Here is a 24,348-nt window from a genome sequence, read left to right as displayed (position 1 = left end):
GCAAGTGGCAAGTGGCAAGTGGCAAGTGGCAAGGATGATCTGAACCCCTGATACCTGGGGGGGACAAATAGTGGCGAACTGTTACTCTTTGACTAAGTCCCTGACCACCCCTGGATACAGACCAAGTGTCGCTTGCCCTTTATCTTGTCCACCAGATGCGCACCGTGCGCCGCCTTGCCGCGGCGGTCATGCTGCTGGCGTGCCTGCCGCTCGGCACGGCCCAGGCACAGTCGCCACGCCTCAACATCACCGGCGTCGGGTCTGAGCTCGAGGACAATATCCGCGTTCACCTGAGCATCGCCCGCGAGGATTGCGAGCTGCCCGCGTGGCGGGAGCGCCCGCTGCTGCGCCGGGCGAACGATGAGAGCCGCGAGGCCCTGCGTGCCCTGGGCTACTATCGCCCGGAGCTTGAGATGGACTTCCGCCGCACCGAGGACTGCTGGACCCTGGAGGTCCGCGTCCAACCGGGAGAGCCGGTGCGCGTGCGCGCGGTGGAGGTCACCCTGGACGGCGAGGCCGGAGACGATCCCGCCTTCCGGACACTGCTGGCCGACGCGCCCATGAAACCCGGCGACGTGTTGCGCCACGACCGCTACGAACAGCTGCGCAACAGCCTGACCCGCCTGGCCGCCGACCGGGGCTACCTGGACAACCGCATCATCACCCGTGAACTGCGCGTGCACGCCGGGGAAGGCGTGGCCGACGCGGTGATTCACATGGACAGCGGCGTCCGCTACCGCTTCGGCATCATCACCATCGAGCAGGACATCCTCAAGCCCGAGTTCGTGGACAAGTTCCTGCCCTTCGAGGAAGGAGAGCCCTACGACAGCGTTCGCCTCATCGACCTGCAGCAGGCCCTGGTGGACGGGAACTACTTCAGCGACGTTCGCGTGCGCACCGAGACCGAGGCCCGTGCCGACGGTGCCGTGCCCATCCGGGTGGAGCTTACGCCCCGCCCGCGCCACGCGTATCTCGCCGGTATCGGCGCCTCCACGGACATCGGCCCGCGCCTGCGTCTCGGCTACGAGCACCGCTATGCCAACCGATCCGGGCACCGCTACAACGCCGATATGGAGTTCTCTCCGGTGCGCTCCGGGGTGGGCTTCAACTACGAGATCCCCCTGCAGGAACCGGCCCGTGAGCGCCTCAACCTCATGGCGCGTTACCAGACCGAGGACACCGACACGGTGCGCTCCGATCTCTACGGTCTGGGCGTGAGCCATACCCGCCAGCATGACTCCGGCTGGCTGGAGACCCGCTCCCTGGTCTACGAGCGCGAGGACTACACCGTGGCCGGCATCACCGACCGCAGCGACCTGCTGATGCCGGGCCTGTCCTTCTCCCGGGTGCGCGCCGATCATCCGGTGTTCCCGCGACGGGGCTGGCGCCTGTACGGCGGCGTGCGCGGCGCCCATGAGGACCTGGGCTCCTCGGTGAGCTTTGCCCAAGTCCATGGCCGGGCGAAGCTCATCACCCCCTTCGGCCCCGGCCGGCTCATCACCCGCGGCGAGGGCGGCGCCACCCAGGCGGACCTGGTCACGGAACTGCCCTCCTCGGTGCGCTTCTTCGCCGGCGGCGACAACAGCGTGCGCGGCTACGGCTACCAGCGCCTGGGCCCCACCAACGCCGACGGCGAGGTCATCGGTGGCCGCCACCTGCTCACCGGCAGCGTGGAATACGAGATCCCCCTGTTCGGCAAATGGAGCGCGGCCGCCTTCGTGGACAGCGGCAACGCCTATGACCGCATCGATGACTTCGATCCCAAGACCGGCGTGGGCTTAGGGATTCGCTGGCGCTCGCCCATCGGCCCCATCCGGGTGGACATCGCCCACCCCGTGGACGGCGACGAGAACTTCCGCCTGCACCTGACCATGGGGGCGGACCTGTAATGCTCCGCCGCGTCCTGTTCGGCGCCCTGGTCGCCTTCATCATGCTGGCCACCCTGCTCACGGTGCTGCTGGGCACCGAGCCCGGCACCCGCTGGGTCATCCAGCAGGGGTCGGCGCTGGCCCCCGGCGAATTGCGTATCGAGCAGGTGGAGGGCACCCTGCTGCGCGGCGTGACCCTGCAGGGTATCCGTTTCGAGGATGCCTCCGCGAGCGCGAGCCTTGAGCGCCTGGATCTGCGGGTCAACGCCAACGCCCTGTTTGTCGCCCGGCTCGCCATCACCCGCCTGGAACTGCATGGCCTGGACCTGCAGACCCGCCCCGACCCGGACCCCGCGCCCGCCGAACCTTTCCAGATCCCCGAGGCCATCCGCCTGCCCCTGGCCATCGACCTGTCACCGGCCCGCTTCACGGACCTGCGCCTCAGCTTCGGCGACGCCGAGCCCCTGGTGATCCACGAGATCCGTCTGGCCGCCAGCGCGGACCGGGACGCGGCGCGCATCCGCACCCTGACCGTGGACGCCGCCGACTTCGATCTCGACCTGAGCGCCAGCGCCGGTCTCGCCCTGCCCTACCCGATGCAGGCCGACCTGGCTTGGCGGGTGCGCCTGCCCGAGCCGGCGGCGCTCGGACTCGATGCCGAAGAGGCCCATGGCCGGGTCCGCATCGAGGGGGACCTGGAGCGCCTGACCCTGAGTCACGGCATCGAGGCCCCCCTGCGCCTGAGCGGCGAGGGCGAGTTTCGGACCCTCCTGGACACCCCCGCCTGGGACCTGCAGCACCGCTGGGAGGCCTTCACCTGGCAGATCCCGGAGCAGGGGCCCATCGCCGTGGAGGCCGGCCGTCTTTTGAGCGCCGGCAACCTGGACGACCATCGCCTGGAACTGCACACCACCGTCACCCCCCTGGACTATCCCGCCCAGCGCATCGAACTCACCGGCCGGGGCGATGCGGAGCACCTGGCCGAACTGTCCCTGGCGATCAGCGGTGAGGCGGGTCGCCTGGGCATCGCCGGCAGCGCCCGCTGGCTGCCCCTGCCCGCCTGGGACATGACGGTCAGCGGCCGGGATCTGGACCCGGCCCTGGCCAGCCCCGAACTGCCCGGGCGCCTGGATCTCGACACCCGGGTGTCCGGCGCACTGGATGCGGATGGCCTGCTGAGCCTCGACCTGCAGGACCTGGATCTGTCCGGCGTGCTGCGCGGCGAGAGCCTGCGCCTGACCGGCGAGGCCCGATTGAGGGACACCGAACTCAGCACCCCCGGCCTCACCCTGAGCGTGGATGGCGGGCGCCTCACCCTGGAGGGCATCGGCGGCTGGGCACCGCAGCCCCACTGGGACCTGCGCCTCGCCGCCCGCGACCTGGACCCGGGTCCCTGGCTCGAGGACTGGCCCGGTCGGCTGGACCTGGACCTGAGCACCGCCGGCCGCCTGGAGGCGGATCTCGCCGTGCACGGCGAGGTGCGCCTGACCCGCCTGCAGGGCCAGCTGGCCGGCCACCGCGTCAGCGGCCGGGGCGAGGCAGCGCTTCAGGGCCACGGGCTCAGCACCCCCGGCCTGCACCTGGAAGTCGATGCCGCGCGCCTGTCGGTCACCGGCGAGGCCCATTGGGCCCCGGAGTTGCGCTGGAACCTGCGCATCACGGGAGACGACCTGGACCCCGGCCTGATCGAGCCCCGGCTGGCCGGCCGACTCAACCTGCGCGCCGCCACCGAGGGTCGCCTGGACGCGGAGACCGGCGCGGCCGCCAGTCTTGAGCTGGAGCGGCTGGACGGGCGCCTGCGGGACTACCCGGTGTCCGCCCGGGGCAGCGCCCGGCTGAGCGAGGGCCGGCGGCTCACCACCCCGGGCCTGGAGGCGCGCCTGGGCGCCAACCGCCTGGAGCTGCGCGGCGAGGCGGCCCTGGACGCCGCCGACCTGCACTACCGCCTGGACGCCCCGGAGCTATCGGCCCTGTGGCCCGGGCTGCGCGGTCGGCTGACGGGGCAAGGCCGGCTGGCAGGCCACTGGCAGCGACCGGATCTGAACCTGACGCTGGAAGGGGCGGAACTGGGCTTCGAGACCTGGTCACTGGAGCGCCTGGCCCTGGAGGCCCGGGGCGGACTCGAGCCGCAACGACCCCTGGTCCTCAACCTGGTGATCAACGACATCTCGCTTGACGACGACACCCTGGTGGAGAACCTGCTGCTGAGCGGCCGGGGCCACGCCGAGTCCCACGAGCTGAATCTGAGCGCGCGCACCCGCGAGGGGGACCTGGGCCTGGGCCTGCGCGGACGCCTCACCGAGGCCCCCGGCTGGGCGGGAAGGATCACCCGGCTCAACCTGAGCGAGACCCGCCTGGGCACCTGGACCCTGGACGGCCGTCCCGCGCTTGAGGCCGATGCCGAGCGCGCCCGACTCGCGCCCCTGTGCCTGACCCAGGAGGCCGCCCGCCTGTGTCTCGAGGGGGAACGCACACCGGCAACCGGCCTCCAGGCCCGGCTCGACCTGGACGACCTGTCCCTGGCCTGGCTCGCCGACGTGCTGCCCGAGAACCTGGAACTGGAGGGCCGGATCGAAGCCAGCGCCCGGCTGGCGCTCCTGGACAGCCTCTCGGTGGAACTGCAGGCCGGCGCCCCACAGACCCTCATGCATGTCCTGCTCCCGGACGGCGATCGCGAGACCATCCCGTTCCGGGACCTGAACCTGTCGGCCAGCCTGAACGACGGCCGGCTGGAGGCCCGCACCACCCTCGCTTTCCTGGATGCGGGCCAGGCCAGCGCCCGGCTCGTGGCCATCCCCGAGGGCAACACCCACCGGCTCGACGGGCAGGCCCGGGCGGATCTGACCGAACTGCGCTGGCTGGAGATCTTCGCCCCCCAGGTGCGCGACCCCCGGGGCCGGCTGCAGGCAGACCTGGCCCTGGCGGGCACCCTGGCCGACCCCGAGTTCCGCGGCCGCGTGAGCCTGAGCGAGGGCCGAATGCTCATCCCCGACGCCGGGCTGGAACTCACGGACCTGAGCCTTCAGGCCGCCGCCGACGGACTGGACCGGCTGCGACTCGACGGACGGGTGCGCTCCGGCCCCGGTGAACTGCGGCTCGGCGGTGAGCTGGGGCTCGCCGAGACCGGTGAACCCTGGGCCAACCTGACCCTGGCCGGTGAGCGCTTCCAGGCCCTGCGCCTGCCGGAAGCGCAGGTGTTCATCTCCCCGGATCTGGCCATGGCCCTGGCCGGCAGGGAGATCCACCTCACCGGGAGCCTGGCGGTCCCCGAGGCCAGCATCGAACTGCGCGAGCTGCCCGAGCAGGCGGTCTCCGTGAGTCGGGACGAGGTGATCGTGGATGCGGACGCGCCCGCCGAGCCGCCCCTGGAGATCCACAGCCGGGTCAGCGTCACCCTGGGTGAGCAGGTGAGCCTGAGCGGCTTCGGCCTGAGCGCCCGCCTGGAAGGGCAGCTGGACGTGGAGGACAGCCCCGCCCGGCCCACCCGGGTGGAAGGCGAGATCCGTATCCTGGACGGGCGCTACCGGGCCTATGGCCAGAACCTGATCGTGGAGCGGGGCGTGCTGGTGTTCCAGGGGCCGGCGGACAATCCGGGCCTGGACATCCGCGCCGTGCGCCGGGTGCCCGCCCACGACGTCACCGCGGGCCTCGCCATCGGCGGCACCCTGCAGGACCCGCGCTCGCGGGTATTCTCCACCCCGGCCATGGAGGACAGCGAGGCCATGTCCTTCCTGCTCACCGGCCGCCCCCTGTCCGGGGCCTCGGAGTCGGATGCCAACGTGCTCGCCGCCGCCATCACCAGTTTCGGCCTGGAACAGGGCGGCATGATGACCCAGCAGATCGGCCAGGCCGTGGGCCTGGACGAATTCACCGTGGACGCCGAGGGCGACCTGGACCAGAGCGCCCTGATGATGGGCAAGTACCTCACCGCCCGGCTGTACGTGCGCTACAGCGTGGGCCTCTTCGAGCGGGCCTCCAGCCTCATGCTGCGCTACACCCTCACCCGCAGCCTGAGCCTGGAGACCACCACCAGCGGCGAGGCCCAGAGCATGGACCTGATCTACCGTCGGGAACGCTGAGGCTATCAACCCCGTCCTCTCACGGAGACACGGAGCCACAGGGAAATCGATTTACGTTAAAAAACCTTCCCCGTGGCTCCGTGTCTCCGTGAGAACAAACGTTCTTTCAGATCTTGCATCCACGCCCCACCTCGAAGCCATCAACAACGAAAAACGCTAGACTGCACCCATGGCTAAACTCACCTTTCTCGGCGCCGTCGGCGAAGTCACCGGTTCGCGCTATCTCATCGAGACCGACAGGGCCACCCTGCTGCTGGAATGCGGACTGCACCAGGGCGGCGCACAGGCTGACCGTGCCAACCAGGCCTCCCTAGTGAAGCTGGCCCGCCGGGTCGACGCAGTCATCCTCTCCCACGGCCACCTGGACCACTCGGGCCTGGTGCCCAAGCTGGTGCGCGACGGCTACCGGGGTCCCATCTACTGCACCCCCGGCACCCTGGACCTGCTGAAGATCATGTGGCGGGACGCCGCCGTGGTCATGGGCAAGGACATCGAGTGGGAGAACAAGTGGCGCCGGCGCGCCGACAAGCGCCTGCTGGACCCCATCTACGAAGACGAGGACGTGGAACGGGCCCTGGACCTCTGCGAGGCGATCCCCTACAGGCGCCTGGAGCAGATCAAGGGCGGCGTCGGCCTCATGTACCACGACGCCGGCCACATCCTGGGTTCCGCCATCGTGGAGCTGACCGTGCCATCCGGCGGGCGCGAACGGCGCCTGGTGTTCTCCGGCGACCTGGGCAATCCGGACTCGGTGCTGATGCACGATCCGTCGCGGCTGGAACACGCCGATCGGGTGCTCATGGAGAGCACCTACGGGAATCGCAACCACCGGCCCATGGAAGACACCATCGAGGAACTGGCCGGGATCCTGGAACAGGCCCATGCCGACGGCGGCAACGTACTGATCCCCGCCTTCGCGGTGGGACGCACCCAGGAGGTGCTCTACCACCTGAGCATGCTCTACCAGGCCGGGCGCCTGAAACACCAGAGGGTGTTCCTGGACAGCCCCATGGCCATCGAAGTCACCGAACTCTACGCCCGCCGGCGCAAGGCCCTGGACCCCAAGGACCTTGAGAGACTGGAGCAGAACGGAAACGGCGAATTTTCCGAGGCCCTGCCACCGCTGCAGTTCTCCCGCAGCGTGGAGGACTCCATGGCCATCAACCGCATCCACGGCGGCGCCATCATCATTGCCGGCTCCGGCATGTGCAACGGCGGACGCATCCGCCATCACCTGAAATACAACCTCTGGCGCCAGGACGCCCATGTCATCATCGTGGGCTTTCAGGCTGCGGGCACCCTTGGGCGGCGGCTGGTGGATGGCGCGGAGAAGGTGAAGCTGCTGGGCTCCGAGGTGGCGGTGAAGGCCAGGATCCACACCCTGGGCGGCTTCTCCGCCCATGCCGGCCAGGCCCAGTTGCTGGACTGGGCCAGCGCCTTCCGGGACCGGCCCGTCTTCCACCTGGTGCACGGCGAGCCCGAGGCACAGCAGGCCCTGGCCGAGGCCCTGAAACGGCAGCACGGCATCGAGGCCAGCATCCCCGGGCACGGGGACAGCGTGGAGATTTAGGGCAATTCAAGATTCAAGATTCAAGATTCAAGATTCAAAATTCAAAGATGACGGGGTTCCCTTTGAATCTTGAATTTTGAATTTTGAATTCTGAATCATCCCCACCTTAAGAATCGGCCACACAAGCCGATAACCAAAGAAAAGAACGCAAAACACCAATAATCAGCACCTTTAGGAGGGGCGTCCGCCCATGTTTCGCAAACCCAGCATCCTGCGCAACCTGCTCCTGGCTTTTCTCGGCTTCGGCCTGGCCATGGGCTTGCTGTTCCCGTTCTTCGCGGGCCTGTTCGTGGAGTGGAAGCCGGGCATGTACGGACTGTTCGTCGCGTCCTGCATCGCGGCCGGTCTGGTCATGGGCGGGGTCAACTACCTGCTGGTCCGGGTGATCCTCCTGGCGCGCCTGCGGCGCATCGCTGAGGTGACCCACGCCATCAGCGAGAACGACATCTCCCTGAACTGCACCATGCAGAGCCATGACCTGATCGGCGAGCTGATCGACAGCTTCAACCGCATGGCCGAAAACCTGCGCGGCATGATCCGCCTGATCAGCGCCAACAGCGAGCAGCTGGCCGGCTCCGCCAACCGGTTGGTGAGCATCATCGGCGAGACCGGCCGCGATCAGGGCCATCAGCGTGACGCCACCACCCTGGTCGCCACGGCCATGAACCAAATGGCGGCCACGGTGCGCGAGGTGGCCGCCAACACCCAGGGCGCCGCCGAGGCGGCCTCCACCGCCGCCGGCGAGGCCCAGAACGGCGCGCTGACCGCCACCGAGGCCCTGGGGGCCATCGGCAACCTCAACGCCGGCATCCAGCGGGCCGTGGGGGTCATCGACAAGGTGCGCGCGGAGAACGACCGCATCCGCTCGGTGCTGGACGTGATCCAGGGCATCAGCGAACAGACCAACCTGCTGGCGCTGAACGCCGCCATCGAGGCGGCCCGCGCCGGCGAACAGGGCCGCGGCTTTGCCGTGGTGGCCGACGAGGTGCGCAACCTGGCCCGGCGCACCCAGGACTCCGCCCGGGAGATCCAGGACATGCTCTCCCGCCTCAACGACCAGGTGAAGGCCGCCGTGGACGTCATGGGCCAGGCCAATGCCAAGGCCGCCGAGAGCGAGGAGAAGGTGGAGGAATCCGCCATGGCCCTGGGCGAGATCGCCGGCGCCATCAAGTCCATTGAGCAGATGAACATCCAGATCGCCACCGCCGCTGAACAGCAGACCGCCGTGGCCGAGGACATCAACCGCAACATCATCCAGATCAACGACGCCGCCGAGCGCGGCGTGCAGTCCATGCACCAGGCCCAGGAATCCACTGGCGAACTCAATGAGGTGGCCGGCCAGCTCCGGGAGATCGTGGGGCGGTTCAAACTCCATTGAAGTTCGAAGTGGGAATTGGGAAGTGCGAATGAAGTTGGAAGTGGGAATTGGGAAGTAGGCATTGAAAGGCCTTCACTTCGCACTTCCCAATTCCCACTTCGTACTTCCTTCCGCGTTACACTGAAGGTGATTGCGCGCGATACTCGCGCGCGCCGCCTTCGTGCCCATGACCGAGACCCCCGACATCGCCGTCTACACCCTGGTCGCCGGATTCCTCGGCGGCCTGGGCCTGTTCCTGCTCGGCATGACGCTCATGACCGACGGCCTGAAGCTGGCCGGCGGCAAGGCCCTGCAGCACATCCTCGGCACCTGGACCCGCACCCGCACCCGGGCGCTGGCCTCGGGCATGGGGGTCACCGCCCTGGTGCAGTCCTCCAGTGCCGTGACCGTGGCCACCATCGGTTTCGCCAACGCCGGCCTGCTCACCCTGGGCCAGGCGGTGTGGGTCATCTTCGGCTCCAACGTGGGCACCACCATGACCGGCTGGCTGGTGGCCCTGCTCGGCTTCAACATCCGCATCGAGGCCTTCTCTCTACCCGCCATTGGCATCGGCGCCCTGATCTACCTGTTCGCCCGCAGCACGCGCATCAAACACCTGGGCATGGCACTGGCCGGCTTCGGCCTGCTGTTCCTGGGCATCGACGTGCTGAAGAACGCCTTCATGGGCCTGAGCGCCGCCGTGGACCTGGGCGCACTGGCCCGCCCCGGTTTCCTCGGTCTCATCATCATGGTGGGTATCGGTGCCCTGCTCACGGTACTGATGCAGAGCTCCTCCGCCTCCATGGCCATGGCGCTCACCGCCGCCATGAGCGGCGCCGTGCCCCTGGAGGCCTCCGCCGCCGCGGTGATCGGCGCGAACCTGGGCACCACGGTCAAGGCCATGCTGGTGGTGATCGGCGCCACCGCCAATGCCAAGCGCGTGGCCGCCGCCCACGTGATCTTCAACGGCCTTACCGCCCTCGTGGCACTGCTCATCCTGCCCTGGTTCCTGGCCTTCATCGCCTGGGTCTGGGGCAGCACCGGCGAGGCCCCCGCGCCCGCCATGCTGCTGGCCCTGTTCCACACCGGCTTCAACCTGCTGGGCGTGGCCCTGATGATCCCCGTCGCGCCGCCCATGATCCGCTGGCTGCAGGGTCGGTTCCGCTCTGCCGAGGAAGATGCTGCACGCCCCCGCTATCTGGACGACAGCAGTGCCGGGGTACCGGACCTCGGTCTGCAGGCCCTGATCCTCGAGATCGATCGCCTGGGCGACATGAGCTATCGCATGGCCCGTGATGCCCTGTCCGACCAACCTTCCAGCGCGGACGCCCTGGAGGCCCAGCGATCGGTGGTGGAACGCCTGCTGACGGCCATCGGCGATTTCGCGGCCAAGGTGTCCCGGGGGCACCTGCCGGAAAAGATCGCCGATGGCGTCACCGAGGCGCTGCGCGTGGCCCGCTATCACCGGGACGTGGCGACGCTAGCCCACGACATCGCCGCCCTGCGCAGGCTCCGGGAACGTCACGACCTTCCCGCGATCACTGAACAGCGCCGCCAGTGGCAGAACCTCGCCGTGCGCGCCCTGGACCTTGCGCGCCTTGAGCCGGACGACCCGCAACGTGGCGATGCCGCCGAGGCCGTGGCCCAGGTCGAAAGCGAATACGCCCGGCTCAAGCAGGCCCTGCTGCGGGAAGGCACCTCAGGCAACATCCCCATCCCCGAGATGGAACGCCAGCTGCGCATCATCAGCATGGCCCGACGGCTGGTGACCCAGGCGGACAAGGCACGGCGCTACGGGGATCACCTGGAATCACAGGTGGGGCAGACGAAGCCGGATCAGGAACCCGCGACGGCCCCGCCACCGTAATAGGGGGAACTGAAGTACGAAGCGAGAATTGGGAAGTAGGGATCAAGTACGAAGTGAGAATTTGGAAGTGCGAAGTGAAGGTCTTTAATTCCCACTTCCCAATTCTCACTTCGTACTTCAAAAGAGCTTGAACTCCAAAGCGATCTCGAAATCCCGAAACGGCCCCGCCCCCGCCGGCAGAGCTTCCGCACGCCCCACCTGACGCACCGCCGCGAGCGCCGCCTCGTCCAGCAGGTTGTGCCCCGAGGATTCGATCAGACGAATCGCTTCGATGCGGCCATCACCCAGGACCCTGAAGCCCACCAGGGCGATGCCTTGCAGTTGCTGTCGAACCGCCAGCCTGGGGTAGCGCTTCTCACGATCGATGGCCGCGCGCAGTCGGTCCTGGTAATCGGCCATGACGGTGGCGTCCAGCGTCTCTGACGGCGCGTCCTGCGGTGTCGCAGGTTCCACCAGCGGCATCACTGCCTTCGGGCGCTGGCGCTGATCGTCGGGGGGCGATTCCCGTGGAACGGGCGCCGCCGGTGTTGCCGGCGCAGGTTGCGGTTGTGGCTCCGGCGCTACGGCAGGTTCCGGCTCAGGCTCAGGTTCGGGCTCAGGTTCGGGTTCGGGTTCGGGTTCGGGTTCGGCAGTATCAATTGCTTCTGGGGAAGCCTCCGCGTCGTCCCGGGGCGCCAGTGCCACATCGAGGGTTCGCGAAGCCTCCCGATAGGCATCCCGCTGCAGCACAGGAGATGCCCAGTCGCCCCACAGGAGCAACAGATGCACCAGGACGGAGATCAGCAGAGCAAACAGGAAGGGACGCATGCGGGTCGGGCAGGCAGCGGATCGACCCGTAATTCTAACAGGCGAAGTTGCAGGTTCCTTGGGTGCCTGGCACGACCCTCTCAACACAGCGCCAAGCCAGGCAACTCATCCTCAAATGACCAAGTCCCGTCCTCTCACGGAGACACGGAGCCACTGAGGGAAGACAAGATTATGTGAAGTGCATTCCCCGTGGCCCCGTGTCTCCGTGAGAGAAAGGCCGTTGACCTACCTGCCGGATGCCCCCGCCAGGTCATCGAGGATCGGGCAGGATGCCCGCTGATCGCCCTGGCATTCTTGGATCAGGTGCTGCAGGGTGCGGCGCATGGATTCCAGGTCAGCGATCTTCTCCTCCAGTTCGCGCAGGTGTGCCTGGGCAATGGCCCTCACCTCCGCGCTGGCCCGGTGCTGGTCCCGCCACAGGGCCACCAGCTGCTCCACCTGTTCCAGGGAGAAGCCCAGGTCCCGGGCACGGCGGATGAAGCGCAGCATGTGCACATCCGTGTCGGCGTAGTGCCGGTAACCGTTGGCACCGCGCCTCGCCTCGGGCAACAGCCCGATCTGCTCGTAGTAGCGGATCATCTTCGCCGACACCCCGGATGCGCTGGCCGCTTCACCGATGTTCATGGATACTCCTTCGGGATCAGACGAAAAAACTTCGACGCAAAGGCGCAAAGACGCAGAGGGTCGCAAAGATTTTTTATCAAAAGATCTTCTTCGCGTCCTTTGCGCCTTTGCGCCTCTGCGTTGAAGGCCTTTGACCTTCCATCAGACAACCGCACGAAAACGCTTCAGCCTGAGCGCGTTGGTGAGCACGCTGACGCTGGAAAACGCCATGGCGAAGGCGGCGAACACCGGCGACAGCAGCAGGCCGACGAAGGGATACAGCACGCCCGCCGCCACCGGCAGCAGGGTGGCGTTGTAGACGAAGGCCCAGAACAGGTTCTGCTTGATGTTGCGGATGGTCGCCCGGGACAGGGCGATGGCGTTGGGCACGTTGTTGAGATTGTCGGACATGAGCACCACGTCGGCGCTCTCCATGGCCACGTCGGTGCCCGAGCCGATGGCGATGCCCACCTGCGCCTGGGCGAGCGCGGGCGCATCGTTGATGCCGTCACCCACGAAGGCCACCTTCCTGCCGCCCTGCTGCAGGGATTTCACCGCCTCCACCTTGCCCTCGGGCAGCACCTCGGCCACCACCTGTTCGATGCCCAGTTCCCGGGCGATGGCCTCGGCGGTGCGACGGTTGTCGCCGGTGATCATGGCCACCTGCAGACCCAGCGCCCGCAGTCGCACCACGGTGTCTTTGGCGCCCGGCTTGACCGGATCCGACACCCCGAGCAACGCCATGGCCTGGCCGTCCACCGCCAGGTAAAGCGGTGTGCGCCCGGCATCGGCCAGGGCGCTGGCCTTGTGGGCAAATGCCTCGATGTGGATGCCGTGCGCCTTCATGTAACGATCGGCACCGACGAGCACCGCTCTGCCATCCACAGTGCCCGTTGCACCCATGCCGGCCACGGCGCGAAAACCGCTGGCCTCGCCGAGTCCCAGGCCACGCGCCTCGGCAGCACGCACGATGGCCTGGGCAACGGGATGTTCCGAATGGCGCTCGAGCACGGCGGCCATCGCCAGCAACTCATCCTCCGAAGCCCCCTCGGCCACGACGAGATCGGTCAACTCCGGACGCCCCCGGGTCAGGGTGCCGGTCTTGTCCAGGGCCACCACGTCCGTGTCCCGCAGGGCCTGAAGCGCATCGCCGCCCCGGAACAGCACGCCCATCTCGGCCCCCTTGCCGGTGCCCACCATGATGGAGGTGGGCGTGGCCAGACCCATGGCGCAGGGACAGGCGATGATCAGCACCGCCACCGCATTGACCAGGGCGAGCGTCAGGGCCGGTGCGGGGCCGAACAGCATCCAGACGATAAAGGTCAGCAGCGCGATGCCGATCACCACCGGCACGAAGTAGCGGGTCACCTGATCCACCAGGGCCTGGATGGGCAGCTTGGAGCCCTGGGCCGCCTCCACCATGCGGATGATCTGGGCCAGCACCGTGTCGGCGCCCACCTGGGTGGCGCGCACCGTGAGACTGCCCTGACCGTTTACGGTACCGCCCACCACGCGCGCGCCGGCGTCCTTGTGCACCGGCACCGGTTCGCCGGTGATCATGGACTCGTCCACCCAGGAGTCGCCATCGACCACCTCGCCATCCACGGGCAGGCGCTCGCCCGGGCGCACCAGCACCCGGTCGCCCACGGCCACTTGGTCCACGTCGATCTCCACGCTCTCCCCGTCACGCAGCACCCGCGCCGTGCGCGGACGCAGCCCCATGAGGGTACGGATGGCCTCGGAGGTGGCCCCCTTGGCGCGGGCCTCCAGGAAACGGCCCAGCAGGATCAGGGTGATGATCACCGTGGAGGCCTCGAAGTACACGTGCACCGTCTCAGCCGGCAACAGTCCGGGCAGGAAGGTGGCGACCACCGAATAGCCGTAGGCGGCGGAGGTGCCGAGCATCACCAGGGAGTTCATGTCCGGCGCGCCGCGCATGAGCGCCGGCCAGCCCTTGCGGTAGAAGCGCAGGCCCGGCCCGAACTGCACTAGGCTCGCCAGCACGAAGAACAGCACGTAGAGGTTCTGGGTGCCGATGGCACCGTGCACCGCGTGGTGGAAGGGCGGGATCAGGTGCCCGCCCATGTCGAGGATGAAGATCGGCAGGGTGAAGGCCGCGGCCCAGGCGAGGCTGCGCCTGAGGCCGCGCATCTCCGCCGCCCGGGCCTCGCGCTCCCGGTCGGCCCGGTCCACGCCGGGCTCGGGCAGGGAGGCGCCGTAGCCGGCCTGCGCCACGGCGCGCACCAGTGCCTGTGCATCCGCCAGGTCCGGCAGGTGACGCACCCGGGCCGTCTCGGTGGCCAGGTTCACCGAGGCCTCCAGCACGCCGGGCAGGTCCTTCAGCGCCAGTTCCACCCGTCCGACGCAGGAGGCGCAGCTCATGCCCTCCACCCGCAGGGTGGTCTCCTCGGCCACGGTCTCGTAGCCGGCCGCCTCGACGGCGCCCACCACCGCCATGGGATCGCCGTCCTTAAGATCCACGCTGGCCCGGCCGGTGGCGAGATTCACGTTCACCCCCACCACACCGGGCACCTTGAGGATGGCGTCCTCCACCCGCCCCACGCAGGAGGCGCAGCTCATCCCGCCCACGGCGAGATCCAGGTGTTCGGTCGATGTCTTGCCGGAAACGGATGTGTCCATGGTGCTTCTCCACGATCCGGATGGATCATGGGAAAAGCATAGACCTTCCCATCATTGGAAGGTCAAGGGTTGGGGGGTGTTCGTTTAAGAGCATTCAACGCAAAGACGCAGAGAACGCAAAGAAGATCTTGTGAAAAAACCTTTGCGACCTTGGCGTCTTTGCGTCTTTGCGTTGAAAGCCTTCGCCTCATGAGCGCTTTCGACCCGGGCACTAACGCCGATGATGCTGCCGCTCGTCCTGGCGGCGGGCGTCGATCTCGCGCCAGGCCTCGTAGACCTCGTGGGGCCAGAGGGACTGGAACCAGGCGATGGCGGCGTCGATCTCGGCGTCTGACAGGATGTGTCCCCAGGCGGGCATGTTGCCCAGGGCGGGGTCGGAGCCGTCCTTGATGATCTCCCGCAGTTCGAACAGGGGATGGTGCCAGGCGTGGGCGGTGCCGTTGAGCGGCGGGGGCGGGAACTTGCCGTCGGGCAGGCGCTGGCGCCAGGTGTCCTCCGCCTGGGCCCGGTCGCCGTGGCACACGGCACAGTTGGCCGCGAACACCCGCGCGCCCTTCTGCACCTGGGCCTCCGTGTACCAGCGCCCGGTATCCGGCTGGCGCACCTGAGCCTCGTGCTCCTGGGCACCGTCCCCACAGGCTGCCAGGGTCATCACAGCTGATAACGCAACACCCAACCATCGCACGCTCATGGCCAGCATTGTATCAGCGTCACATGGTGAGTGGATGCCGCTTCAAACACCGTATTGGCTGCAGTTGGGCGCGACACCAGCCGGGCCGGCAAGTGATTTCTCCAGCAGGCGCTCACGCAGCGATCTGGCTGCGGCCACCATGTTGCGCAGTGCCGGAATGACCTCGTACCATTGCCGGGTCTTGAGGCCGCAGTCCGGGTTGACCCAAAGCCGGTCCGTAGGTATGCGCTGCTGCGCCCGTTGCATCAACTGCTCGATGGCCTCCTGGGTCGGGATGTTGGGCGAATGGATGTCGTACACACCTGGCCCTATGTCATTGGGGTATTTGAAATCTTCGAAGGCCTCAAGCAACTCCATGTTTGAACGCGAGGTTTCTATCGTGATCACGTCGGCATCCATGTCCGCGATGGACTCGATGATGTCGTTGAACTCCGAATAGCACATATGGGTATGGATCTGGGTCTCGTCGCGTACACTGTTGGCACTGACCCGGAAGGCCTCGACCGCCCAGTCCAGATACGCCGCCCATTCAGACTTGCGTAGGGGCAGGCCCTCGCGCAATGCCGCCTCATCGATCTGAATGATCCTTATACCGGCCTTTTCCAGGTCCAGAACCTCTTCCCGAATCGCCAAGGCCAGTTGCCTGCAGGTCAGCGAACGAGGCTGATCGTCGCGCACGAACGACCAGTTGAGCATCGTGACCGGACCGGTGAGCATGCCTTTCATGGGTTTGGGTGTCAGAGACTGTGCATAGCCGATCCACTCCAGGGTCATGGCCCTTGGCCGGCTGACATCACCAAACAGAATGGGTGGCTTGACACAGCGCGACCCATAGGACTGCACCCAGCCGGACTGACTGATGGCATAGCCATGCAGCTGTTCGCCGAAGTACTCGACCATGTCATTGCGCTCCGCCTCACCATGTACCAGCACATCGAGCCCCAGGGCCTCCTGCTCGCGCACGCAGCGCTCGATCTCCAGGCGCATAGCACGCTTGTAGGCCTCGGCGTCCAACTCACCGCGTTTGAACTGGGCGCGTGCCTGGCGGATCTCAGCTGTCTGGGGGAACGATCCGATGGTGGTAGTGGGAAACACGGGCAGATCGAGGACCGCCGCCTGCTTCACGACGCGCTGGGCATGCGGGCTCTGCCGCCGGCCGAGACGCTCGTCCATACCGGCCAATGCCGCCTTGACTCGGGGATTGTTCACGCGCGGTGATGTCCGTCGAGCCGTGATCGCGGCCTGATTATCGTCGAGCTCATCCCGTACGGCATGACGGCCTTCATTGAGCGCCTTGGCCAGGACACGCACTTCTTCCAGTTTCTGTACCGCGAACGCCATCCAGTCCCGAACCTCAGGATCAAGCCGGTGTTCGTTGCTCAGATCGACCGGCACGTGCAGCAGCGAGCACGAGGGTGCGACCCACAGACGCTTGCCCAATTGATCATGCACGGGCTCCAGCCAATCCAGCGTGGCGTTGAGATCCGTCTTCCATACGTTGCGCCCGTCGACCACGCCCAGGGACAGGACCTTGTGCGAAGGCAGCAGGCCGAGCAGGGGAAACACCTCATCGCGGGCATTGATGGCGTCCAGGTGCAGACCGGCCACCGGCAGCGTGCCCGCCAGGTGCAGGTTCTCCTGCAAGCGGTCGAAGTAGGTAGCCAGCAGCAACTTCACCGGACATGACTTGAGGTCGTGGTAGGCCAGGTTCAGCGCATGACGCCACTGGCTGTCCATTTCCGTGACCAGCACCGGCTCGTCCATTTGCACCCATTCCACGCCCTCCTCGGCCAACCGGTTCAACAACGCCCGGTACACCGGCAGCAGACACTCCAGCAGATCCAACTTCTCGGATCCGTCCAGGGCCTTCCCCAGCCACAGATAGGTGACTGGACCGATCAGCACCGGCTTCGCGCTGCCCCCAAGTGCCTTCGCCTCTTGCACCTGCGCCAGCAGCCGTCCGGCATTGAGCGAGAACACCGTATCCGCGTCGAACTCAGGAACGATGTAGTGATAGTTGGTGTTGAACCACTTGGTCATCTCGCCGGCCTGCACCCCCACAGCATTGCCTTGCCGGGGTGCCGAGCGGCCCCGCGCCACACGGAAGTAGTTGTCCAGTTCGTCGCCGCCCAAATCGCGAACCCGAGCGGGCAAATTTCCCAGGGTGAAACTCATGTCGAGCACTTGGTCATAGAGGGAAAAATCCCCCACCGGTACCCAGTCCAGATCAGCCTGCTGCGCCCAGTGGCGCTCTCGCAGCTGCGCGCCCAGGGCGAGTAAGGCCTCCTGCGAGGACGTCCCCTTCCAGTAAGCCTCCAGGGCGAACTTCAGTTCCCGCTTCGCACCAATGCGTGGAAAACCCAGATTGTGTGTCGTGACCATGGACATGCCTCGTGTGTCGCAAGTTGATGGATCACGGGCATGGTAGAGAGGGTTTATGTTGAATTAAAATGATATTATTCAAACAGACCATGAATTTTGCTCATGAATTATCATGCTTGAAAGAACCCATCTGCGCATGATTCTCGAAGTGGAGCGTCAGGGATCACTGACCGCCGCCGCGGACGTGTTGTGCCTGACCCAGTCAGCTCTGAGCCACGCCATCAAGAAACTCGAACAATACCTGGGCACCCCGATCTGGCAGCGGGATGGACGCCGCCTGCGGCTGACCCAGGCGGGGCATCACCTGCTCGGCGTAGCCCGCCGCATCCTGCCCCAGCTAGAGGAAGCGGAGCGACGCATGCGCCAGTACGCTCAGGGCGAACGGGGCACGCTGCGCATCGGCATGGAGTGCCATCCCTGCTATGAATGGCTGCTCCAGGTGGTCTCCCCCTATCTGGCCGAGTGGCCCGACGTGGACGTGGACGTCAAGCAGAAATTCCAGTTCGGAGGCATCGGTGCGCTGTTCGATCACGAGATCGATCTGCTGGTGACACCCGACCCACTTTACAAACCCGGCCTGCGCTTTGTGCCTGTCTTCGACTACGAGATGGTCCTGGCCATGAGCCGCCAACACCGCCTGGCCACTCGGCCCTGGATCACGCCGGAACACTTGAGTTGCGAGGTGCTGATCACTTATCCGGTCGAAAACGACCGGCTGGACATCTTCAAGCAATTTCTGACCCCCGCGGGCATAAGTCCCAGACGTCACAAGCGCATCGAGACCACCGACATCCTGCTGCAGATGGTCGCCAGCGGCCGCGGTGTAGCGGCCTTGCCCCGTTGGCTGGTGGAAGCGCACGCCGCCCGCTTGGAACTGCTCACCGCCCAGCTGGGTCGAGACGGTCTGTTCAAGCAGATCTTTCTGGGCACCCGGGAAGCGGATGCGGGGACTGCCTACCTGGACGCCTTCATCGAACTGGCACGCCAACCCGGCGTTGCGCACCGTTAACCCGCATATTTCACCGGTCGGACACCGGCTGGCGCGCAACAGGTTGACACATCGGTCAAATATGTCGAAAGGGTCGGCGAACTCAGCATGACAGTCTGTTCCCGCCGGTGTCCTTTCGCGGTTCAGGCTCGTCTTCGCCTGCTCCCGCGATCCCGGTGAGATATGCGGGTGGATCAAAGCCTCAACGCAAAGACGCCAGGGTCTCAAAGGCTTTTCTAACAAGATCTTCTTTGCGTTCTCTGCGTCTTTGCGTTGAAGGCCTTAGACCAAAAAAAAGCCCCGTGCTTGCGCACGGGGCCAGGTTTACTGCTCAAGGCTTGGAGGGAAGCCCGGGCTTACATCATGCCCATGCCGCCCATGTCGCCCATGCCGCCGCCGGCAGGAGCGGACTCCTTCTTAGGCAGTTCGGCCACCATCGCCTCGGTGGTGATGATCAGGCCGGACACGGAAGCGGCGTTCTGCAGGGCGCTGCGGGTGACCTTGGTGGGATCCAGGATACCCATCTCGATCATGTCGCCGTACTCGCCGGTGGCGGCGTTGTAACCGTAGTTACCCTTGCCTTCCACCACCTTGTTCAGCACCACGGAGGGCTCTTCGCCGCAGTTGGCGACGATCTGGCGCAGGGGCTCTTCCATGGCGCGACGGGCGATGGCAATACCGATGTCCTGGTCGTGGTTGGCACCCTTGAGGTCCTTCAGGGCCTGCAGGGCACGCACCAGGGCGACACCGCCGCCGGGCACCACGCCTTCTTCCACGGCAGCACGGGTGGCGTGCAGGGCGTCTTCAACGCGGGCCTTCTTCTCCTTCATTTCCACCTCGGTGGCGGCACCGACCTTGATCACGGCCACGCCGCCGGCCAGCTTGGCCACGCGCTCCTGGAGCTTCTCCTTGTCGTAATCGGAGGTGGCATCCTCGATCTGGGCGCGGATCTGGGCCACGCGGGCCTTGATCTCGTCGGGCTTGCCGGCGCCATCGATGATGGTGGTGTTTTCCTTGGTCACCACGATGCGCTTGGCCTGGCCCAGGTCGTCGAGGCTGGCCTTCTCCAGGGACAGGCCGACCTCTTCGGAGATCACGGTACCGCCGGTCAGGATGGCGATATCCTGCAGCATGGCCTTGCGACGGTCACCGAAGCCGGGGGCCTTGACGGCGGCCACCTTCACGATACCGCGGATGGTGTTCACCACCAGGGTGGCCAGGGCCTCGCCCTCGATGTCCTCGGCGATGATCAGCAGGGGCTTTCCGGCCTTGGCGACGCCTTCCAGGACGGGCAGCAGATCGCGGATGTTGGAGATCTTCTTGTCGTGCAGCAACACGAAGCAGTCATCCAGCTCGGCGCTCATGTTCTGCTGGTTGTTGACGAAGTAGGGGGACAGGTAGCCGCGGTCGAACTGCATGCCTTCCACCACGTCCAGCTCGTTCTCCAGGGAGGAACCTTCCTCCACGGTGATCACGCCTTCCTTGCCCACCTTCGCCATGGCGTCGGCGATGATCTGGCCGATGGACTCGTCGGAGTTGGCGGAGATGGTGCCCACCTGGGCAATGGCCTTGCTGTCGGTGCAGGGCTTGGACAGCTTCTTCAGCTCTTCCACGGCGGCGATCACGGCCTTGTCGATGCCGCGCTTGAGGTCCATGGGGTTCATGCCGGCGGTCACGGACTTCATGCCCTCGCGCACGATGGCCTGGGCCAGCACGGTGGCGGTGGTGGTGCCGTCACCGGCGATGTCGGAGGTCTGGGAGGAGACTTCCTTCACCATCTGGGCACCCATGTTCTCGAACTTGTCTTCCAGTTCGATCTCCTTGGCCACGGACACGCCGTCCTTGGTCACGGTGGGGGCGCCGAAGGACTTCTCCAGCACCACGTTGCGGCCCTTGGGACCCAGGGTGACCTTCACGGCGTTGGCCAGGACGTTCACGCCACGAACCATGCGGGAACGGGCGTCATCACTGAAGCGAACTTCTTTCGCGCTCATTGTGTACTTCCTCTTCTAGAGTTCGATGCTGTCATGGACCGGCTCAAAGACCCGGTCCGTCAGGAAATTGCGGGGTTCGGGGATCAGCCCTCGAGGACGCCCATGATGTCTTCTTCGCGCATCACGAGCACTTCCTGGCCGTCCACCTTGATCTCGGTGCCGGAGTACTTGCCGAACAGCACCTTGTCGCCCACCTTCACGTCCAGGGCACGGACTTCGCCGTTCTCCAGGATCTTGCCCTTGCCGACGGCAATGACTTCGCCGCGGACCGGCTTCTCGGTGGCGGAATCGGGGATCACGATGCCACCGGCGGTGGTGCGCTCTTCCTCCATGCGCTTGATGATCACGCGATCATGCAACGGACGGATATTCATGGGTGTCAGCTCCTTCAATAGAGTGAGAGTAGTGGTTGTCGTGACGGTGTCGGGCGAGGACTGTTAGCACTCATCCCTGGTGAGTGCCAATAATAGTGACCAAGGGAGGGAAGTCAAGGCCCGCGGGAAGGCCGAAGTGGGAATTGGGAAGTACGAAATGGACTTTCACTTCCCAGTTCACCCTTCGCACTTCGCTAGGGGTCATCCTTCCTGTATTCGCCTTCGAGGGTCCGCCCACCACCCGGGCGAGGACCGGACTCGCCAGGCCCCGCGGGTCCCTGGGAGCCGCCGGGACGGGGACCGCGGGCCACGAATATCCCCTTGATGAACAGCCAGCGGGCCATGAGGTGGCGGGTGAGCGGCAGCAGGCAGGCAAAGCCGATGGCGTCGGTGAAGAATCCCGGGGTCAGCAGCAGGGCGCCACCGAACACCAGCAGCACCCCCTCCAGCATCTCGAGCGCCGGTATCTGCCCCTGGTCCAGGGCCCGGCGCACCCGGGTCAGGGTGGCCAGCCCCTGCCAGCGCAGCAGGAAGGCGCCGGCGATGGCGGTGAGGATCACCAGCCCGATGGTGGGCCAGACCCCGATCCAGCCGCCCACCTGGATGAACAGGAAGATCTCCAGCAGGGGCACGGCCAGGAACAGGAACGCCAGGATAGGGAAAATAGGCATGGGGGGGGGCAAGGATGAAGGCTGAAGGTGGAAGGATGAATGAAAACCTGGGGCGCCTTCAGGCGCCCCGGGGGTAGACAGGACATAAGGCCCTAGAGGACAAGCTTGGGCCGCCGCGCCCGGAATGCAACCCTCTTGTCTCTTGTCTCTTGTCTCTTGCTTCTAGTGCCTTTCTGCCCAAGTGTAGCGCAGGTGGCTCAGGCCCTGCGCCGTGCGGCTGGTCCAGAGCAGGTGCAGGCGACCGTCAGGGCCGAATGCCGCCGACGGGCTGGTGTGGGCGCCGGGTCCATAGCCGGGCGCCACGGCCTGGTCGTCACTCCACTCGCCGTCCTCCCGCCAGGACATCCACAGGTCCGGGGTGTCGTCCCGGGTGTCGTCCCAGACCGCCAGCGGCAGACCCTCGGGGTCCAAGGCCACGGCAGCCCGCCATTGGGGGATGTTGGCACCGAACATGTCCTGCACCATCTCGTTGGGCCCGAAGCTCGCGCCCCCGTCCTCGCTGAGTGCCGCGAACACGTCATAGCCTGAACGGTAGTCCCGCTTGTCCAGCCACACCGCCGCCACCCGGTCGCCCCGGGCCACCAGGGCCAGCCGGGTCACGCCGGAGCCGGCGCCAAACTCCACCGTGCGCGGCCCCGTAGGCAGGTCATTGAGCAGGCGGGGGGCACTGAAGGCGCCTTCATGGCCCCGAAACGCAGTGTAGAGCCGGGTATGGCCATGGCGCCGATCCTCCCAGCCCACCAGCACGCCGGCATCGGTCACCGCCACGGTGGGGTAGAGCTGATCCCGCGTCGCCGGCTCGGCATCCACAGGCCGCACCTCGCCCAGACGCACGCCACCGTTCCCGTCCAGGGAGATCGGCGCGCTGACGATGCGCATCACCCCGGACTCCCGGCGCGCCCAGGCCGCCACGACCCCATGCGCCGGGTGGGCCGCCAGGGCGGGCTCCGTGGATTCCATGGCCTCGATGCGGGTCGCCGGCCCCATCCCGGCGGGGCCGGCGCTGCGCATCCACACATGACCGTCCTGCTCCCAGGCGAACAGAAAGGAACCGCCCACGGCCACCACCACCGGCTGATAGGCCTCGCGGCCCGTGCTCAGGGCCTGCGCCGCACCGAACTCCGGCGTGTCCTGGGTGCGAAAGGCCGCCCGGACCTGGTAGCTGCCGTCGGCATTGTCCGCCCAGACGGCCGCCACCGTGCCCGCGTCGTTCACCGCCAGGTGCTGGCGGGCGGTGCCTTCCAGCTGGTGGAACAGCCCTGCCCGGGGCGCCTCGCCGACAGTGAGATCCGGGCCGAACTGCCATTCGGCCAGCGCCGGGGATGCCAGCAACAGGGCCCCGGCCAGCCACCCGCCCCTCATCGGGCCTGTTCCGCGAGAAACTCGAACAGGCGCTGATCCCGGTAATGACCACCGGAGACGAAGCGGTGGAAGTCCCGGAATTCGTCAGCGGTCTTGTAGCCGGGCACCGTGAAGATGGTGTTGCCGTCGGCCTCCAGGAAGCCGAACACCGGCGTGGCGAACACGTTCATGCGCGCCCCCAGCTCCATCTCGGTGATGCGCTCGCCACTCGGCAGGGTCATGCGCCGCCCGCTCTCGGCGTCCACGTACACCAGCACGTAGTTCTCCTCGTACAGGGCCTTGAGGTCCAGGTCGGAGAAGCTCTCCCTGTTGGTCTTGTCGCACCAACCGCAGCCGTAGCGACCGAAATACAGGAACACCGGCCGGTCCTGCTCGGCGGCCAGGCGCAGGCCCTCGTCATAGCTAACGAAGTTATAACCTTTGGGGGCCTCCGCCGCGGCGGGGGCTGCCAGCAGCCAGAGGGCGCCCAGGGCGAGCAACAGGCGGATAAAGGTGGATTGGGGGTTCATAATGTTGGACTCCTCTGTTGGGTGGGATTCTCTGACCCCTATTTTTCTATGTTGAGGGTGTGGGCTTTGTATCTGTGTGACCGGGTGAATGGGGTGAAGGTTGCATGAATTCCGGGGGGGGTCTCCATAATGAGGGTCAAGCGAGCGGGACATCATGGGCGGGCACTCCAGCTTATTGGTTCTCTGGTAAAGGCAAAACCCAAGTCAAAGGCTTCCGATCCGGCTTGCAGCCGGCTCGGGTTACTTTCTTTGCTTGTCCAAAGAAAGTAACCAAAGAAAGGACACCCGACTTTCTCGCCCCTGCGGGGTGCCCTGCGCGCGGGGCCGTTCCGGGGAGGTCGGCTGACAGGCCATCCATGGCCTGACAGCCGACGCGCCGCATCCTTGCGGCGCCCCTGGCGGGCTTTAACCCCGGAACACCCCCGTGCTCGGCGAGAAAAACGGGGGGAATGTCAAAGGCAGCAACCCCCTTACCCTGGGTTGTTTTGCATGGTTTTGTAGGAGCCCCGACCCCGGGGCGAATATTCCACCATTCGCCCCGGGGTCGGGGCTCCTACGATGAAAACCCAAGGCAGATCGAAGCGGT

The 24,348-nt window shown here is 66.4% G+C and carries 16 protein-coding genes; 6 read left to right on the top strand and 10 right to left on the bottom strand.

Translation table 11 applies throughout. The annotated features are described in order from the left end of the window. Nucleotides 1–155: 155 nt before the first annotated feature. The 5 genes from D580_RS0112085 (at nucleotide 156) to D580_RS0112065 (ending at nucleotide 10,741) form a co-directional block, all read left to right on the top strand. Nucleotides 156–1,889 carry an autotransporter assembly complex protein TamA gene (locus D580_RS0112085; RefSeq protein ID WP_018954643.1) on the top strand — a complete coding sequence of 578 codons (1,734 nt, stop codon included), beginning with the start codon at nucleotides 156–158 and terminating at the stop codon, nucleotides 1,887–1,889. Next, nucleotides 1,889–5,947 carry a translocation/assembly module TamB domain-containing protein gene (locus D580_RS0112080; protein WP_018954642.1) on the top strand — a complete coding sequence of 1,353 codons (4,059 nt, stop codon included), beginning with the start codon at nucleotides 1,889–1,891 and terminating at the stop codon, nucleotides 5,945–5,947. The genes D580_RS0112085 and D580_RS0112080 overlap by 1 nt, the downstream gene beginning before the upstream one ends. Nucleotides 5,948–6,116: 169 nt before the next feature. After that, on the top strand, nucleotides 6,117–7,517 hold the full coding sequence (locus D580_RS0112075) for an MBL fold metallo-hydrolase RNA specificity domain-containing protein (RefSeq protein WP_018954641.1): 1,401 nt from the start codon (nucleotides 6,117–6,119) through the stop codon (nucleotides 7,515–7,517). 190 nt (nucleotides 7,518–7,707) lie between these two features. Beyond that, entirely contained in the window at nucleotides 7,708–8,895 is a 1,188-nt protein-coding gene (locus tag D580_RS0112070) for a methyl-accepting chemotaxis protein (RefSeq protein ID WP_018954640.1), read from the top strand. A 166-nt stretch (nucleotides 8,896–9,061) separates the two neighbouring features. Then, nucleotides 9,062–10,741, top strand: coding sequence for a Na/Pi cotransporter family protein (locus D580_RS0112065; RefSeq protein WP_018954639.1), 1,680 nt, complete (start codon nucleotides 9,062–9,064; stop codon nucleotides 10,739–10,741). 117 nt (nucleotides 10,742–10,858) lie between these two features. Here D580_RS0112065 and D580_RS0112060 read toward each other — a convergent pair whose 3' ends face one another. The 5 genes from D580_RS0112060 to metE all read right to left on the bottom strand — a co-directional run bounded on the left by D580_RS0112060 (nucleotide 10,859) and on the right by metE (nucleotide 17,864). Further along, nucleotides 10,859–11,548, bottom strand: coding sequence for an energy transducer TonB (locus D580_RS0112060; RefSeq protein WP_026289948.1), 690 nt, complete (start codon nucleotides 11,546–11,548; stop codon nucleotides 10,859–10,861). Nucleotides 11,549–11,773: 225 nt separating this feature from the next. Then, a complete protein-coding gene (gene cueR / locus D580_RS0112055; RefSeq protein ID WP_018954637.1) occupies nucleotides 11,774–12,172 on the bottom strand; it encodes a Cu(I)-responsive transcriptional regulator in 399 nt (132 codons plus the stop codon). Between the two features lie 141 nt (nucleotides 12,173–12,313). Continuing rightward, on the bottom strand, nucleotides 12,314–14,791 hold the full coding sequence (locus tag D580_RS0112050; protein ID WP_018954636.1) for a heavy metal translocating P-type ATPase: 2,478 nt from the start codon (nucleotides 14,789–14,791) through the stop codon (nucleotides 12,314–12,316). Between the two features lie 211 nt (nucleotides 14,792–15,002). After that, nucleotides 15,003–15,443, bottom strand: coding sequence for a c-type cytochrome (locus tag D580_RS15515; RefSeq protein WP_018954635.1), 441 nt, complete (start codon nucleotides 15,441–15,443; stop codon nucleotides 15,003–15,005). An 81-nt stretch (nucleotides 15,444–15,524) separates the two neighbouring features. Further along, nucleotides 15,525–17,864: a 5-methyltetrahydropteroyltriglutamate--homocysteine S-methyltransferase gene (metE, locus tag D580_RS15510; protein ID WP_051081809.1), complete on the bottom strand. Its 2,340-nt coding sequence runs from the start codon at nucleotides 17,862–17,864 to the stop codon at nucleotides 15,525–15,527. A gap of 112 nt (nucleotides 17,865–17,976) precedes the next feature. Here metE and D580_RS0112035 point away from each other — a divergent pair, with 112 nt between their 5' ends. Next, nucleotides 17,977–18,873, top strand: coding sequence for a LysR family transcriptional regulator (locus D580_RS0112035; protein ID WP_018954633.1), 897 nt, complete (start codon nucleotides 17,977–17,979; stop codon nucleotides 18,871–18,873). A 335-nt stretch (nucleotides 18,874–19,208) separates the two neighbouring features. Here the strand turns inward: D580_RS0112035 and groL are convergent, their stop codons facing one another. From groL to D580_RS0112010, 5 genes are all read right to left on the bottom strand, one after another. Then, on the bottom strand, nucleotides 19,209–20,846 hold the full coding sequence (gene groL / locus D580_RS0112030; RefSeq protein WP_018954632.1) for a chaperonin GroEL: 1,638 nt from the start codon (nucleotides 20,844–20,846) through the stop codon (nucleotides 19,209–19,211). Nucleotides 20,847–20,929: 83 nt separating this feature from the next. Then, nucleotides 20,930–21,220, bottom strand: a complete 291-nt coding sequence (gene groES, locus D580_RS0112025; RefSeq protein ID WP_012637025.1) for a co-chaperone GroES — start codon at nucleotides 21,218–21,220, stop codon at nucleotides 20,930–20,932. 194 nt (nucleotides 21,221–21,414) lie between these two features. Continuing rightward, nucleotides 21,415–21,891, bottom strand: coding sequence for an FxsA family protein (locus D580_RS0112020; protein ID WP_018954630.1), 477 nt, complete (start codon nucleotides 21,889–21,891; stop codon nucleotides 21,415–21,417). Between the two features lie 162 nt (nucleotides 21,892–22,053). After that, nucleotides 22,054–23,253 (bottom strand): hypothetical protein, encoded by a 1,200-nt coding sequence (locus tag D580_RS0112015; RefSeq protein ID WP_018954629.1) that lies wholly within the window; start codon nucleotides 23,251–23,253, stop codon nucleotides 22,054–22,056. After that, complete coding sequence (locus D580_RS0112010; protein WP_018954628.1) at nucleotides 23,250–23,762, bottom strand: thioredoxin family protein; 513 nt, start codon at nucleotides 23,760–23,762, stop codon at nucleotides 23,250–23,252. Before D580_RS0112010 ends, D580_RS0112015 begins: the two co-directional genes overlap by 4 nt. Nucleotides 23,763–24,348: the final 586 nt, after the last annotated feature.

The sequence above is a fragment of the Thioalkalivibrio sulfidiphilus genome (genome assembly GCF_000377945.1).
GTDB classification, from domain to species: Bacteria; Pseudomonadota; Gammaproteobacteria; order Ectothiorhodospirales; family Ectothiorhodospiraceae; genus Thioalkalivibrio_A; species Thioalkalivibrio_A sulfidiphilus_A.
Note: the sequence above shows the minus strand (reverse complement) of the source record. Positions and strands in the feature narration are given on the sequence as shown.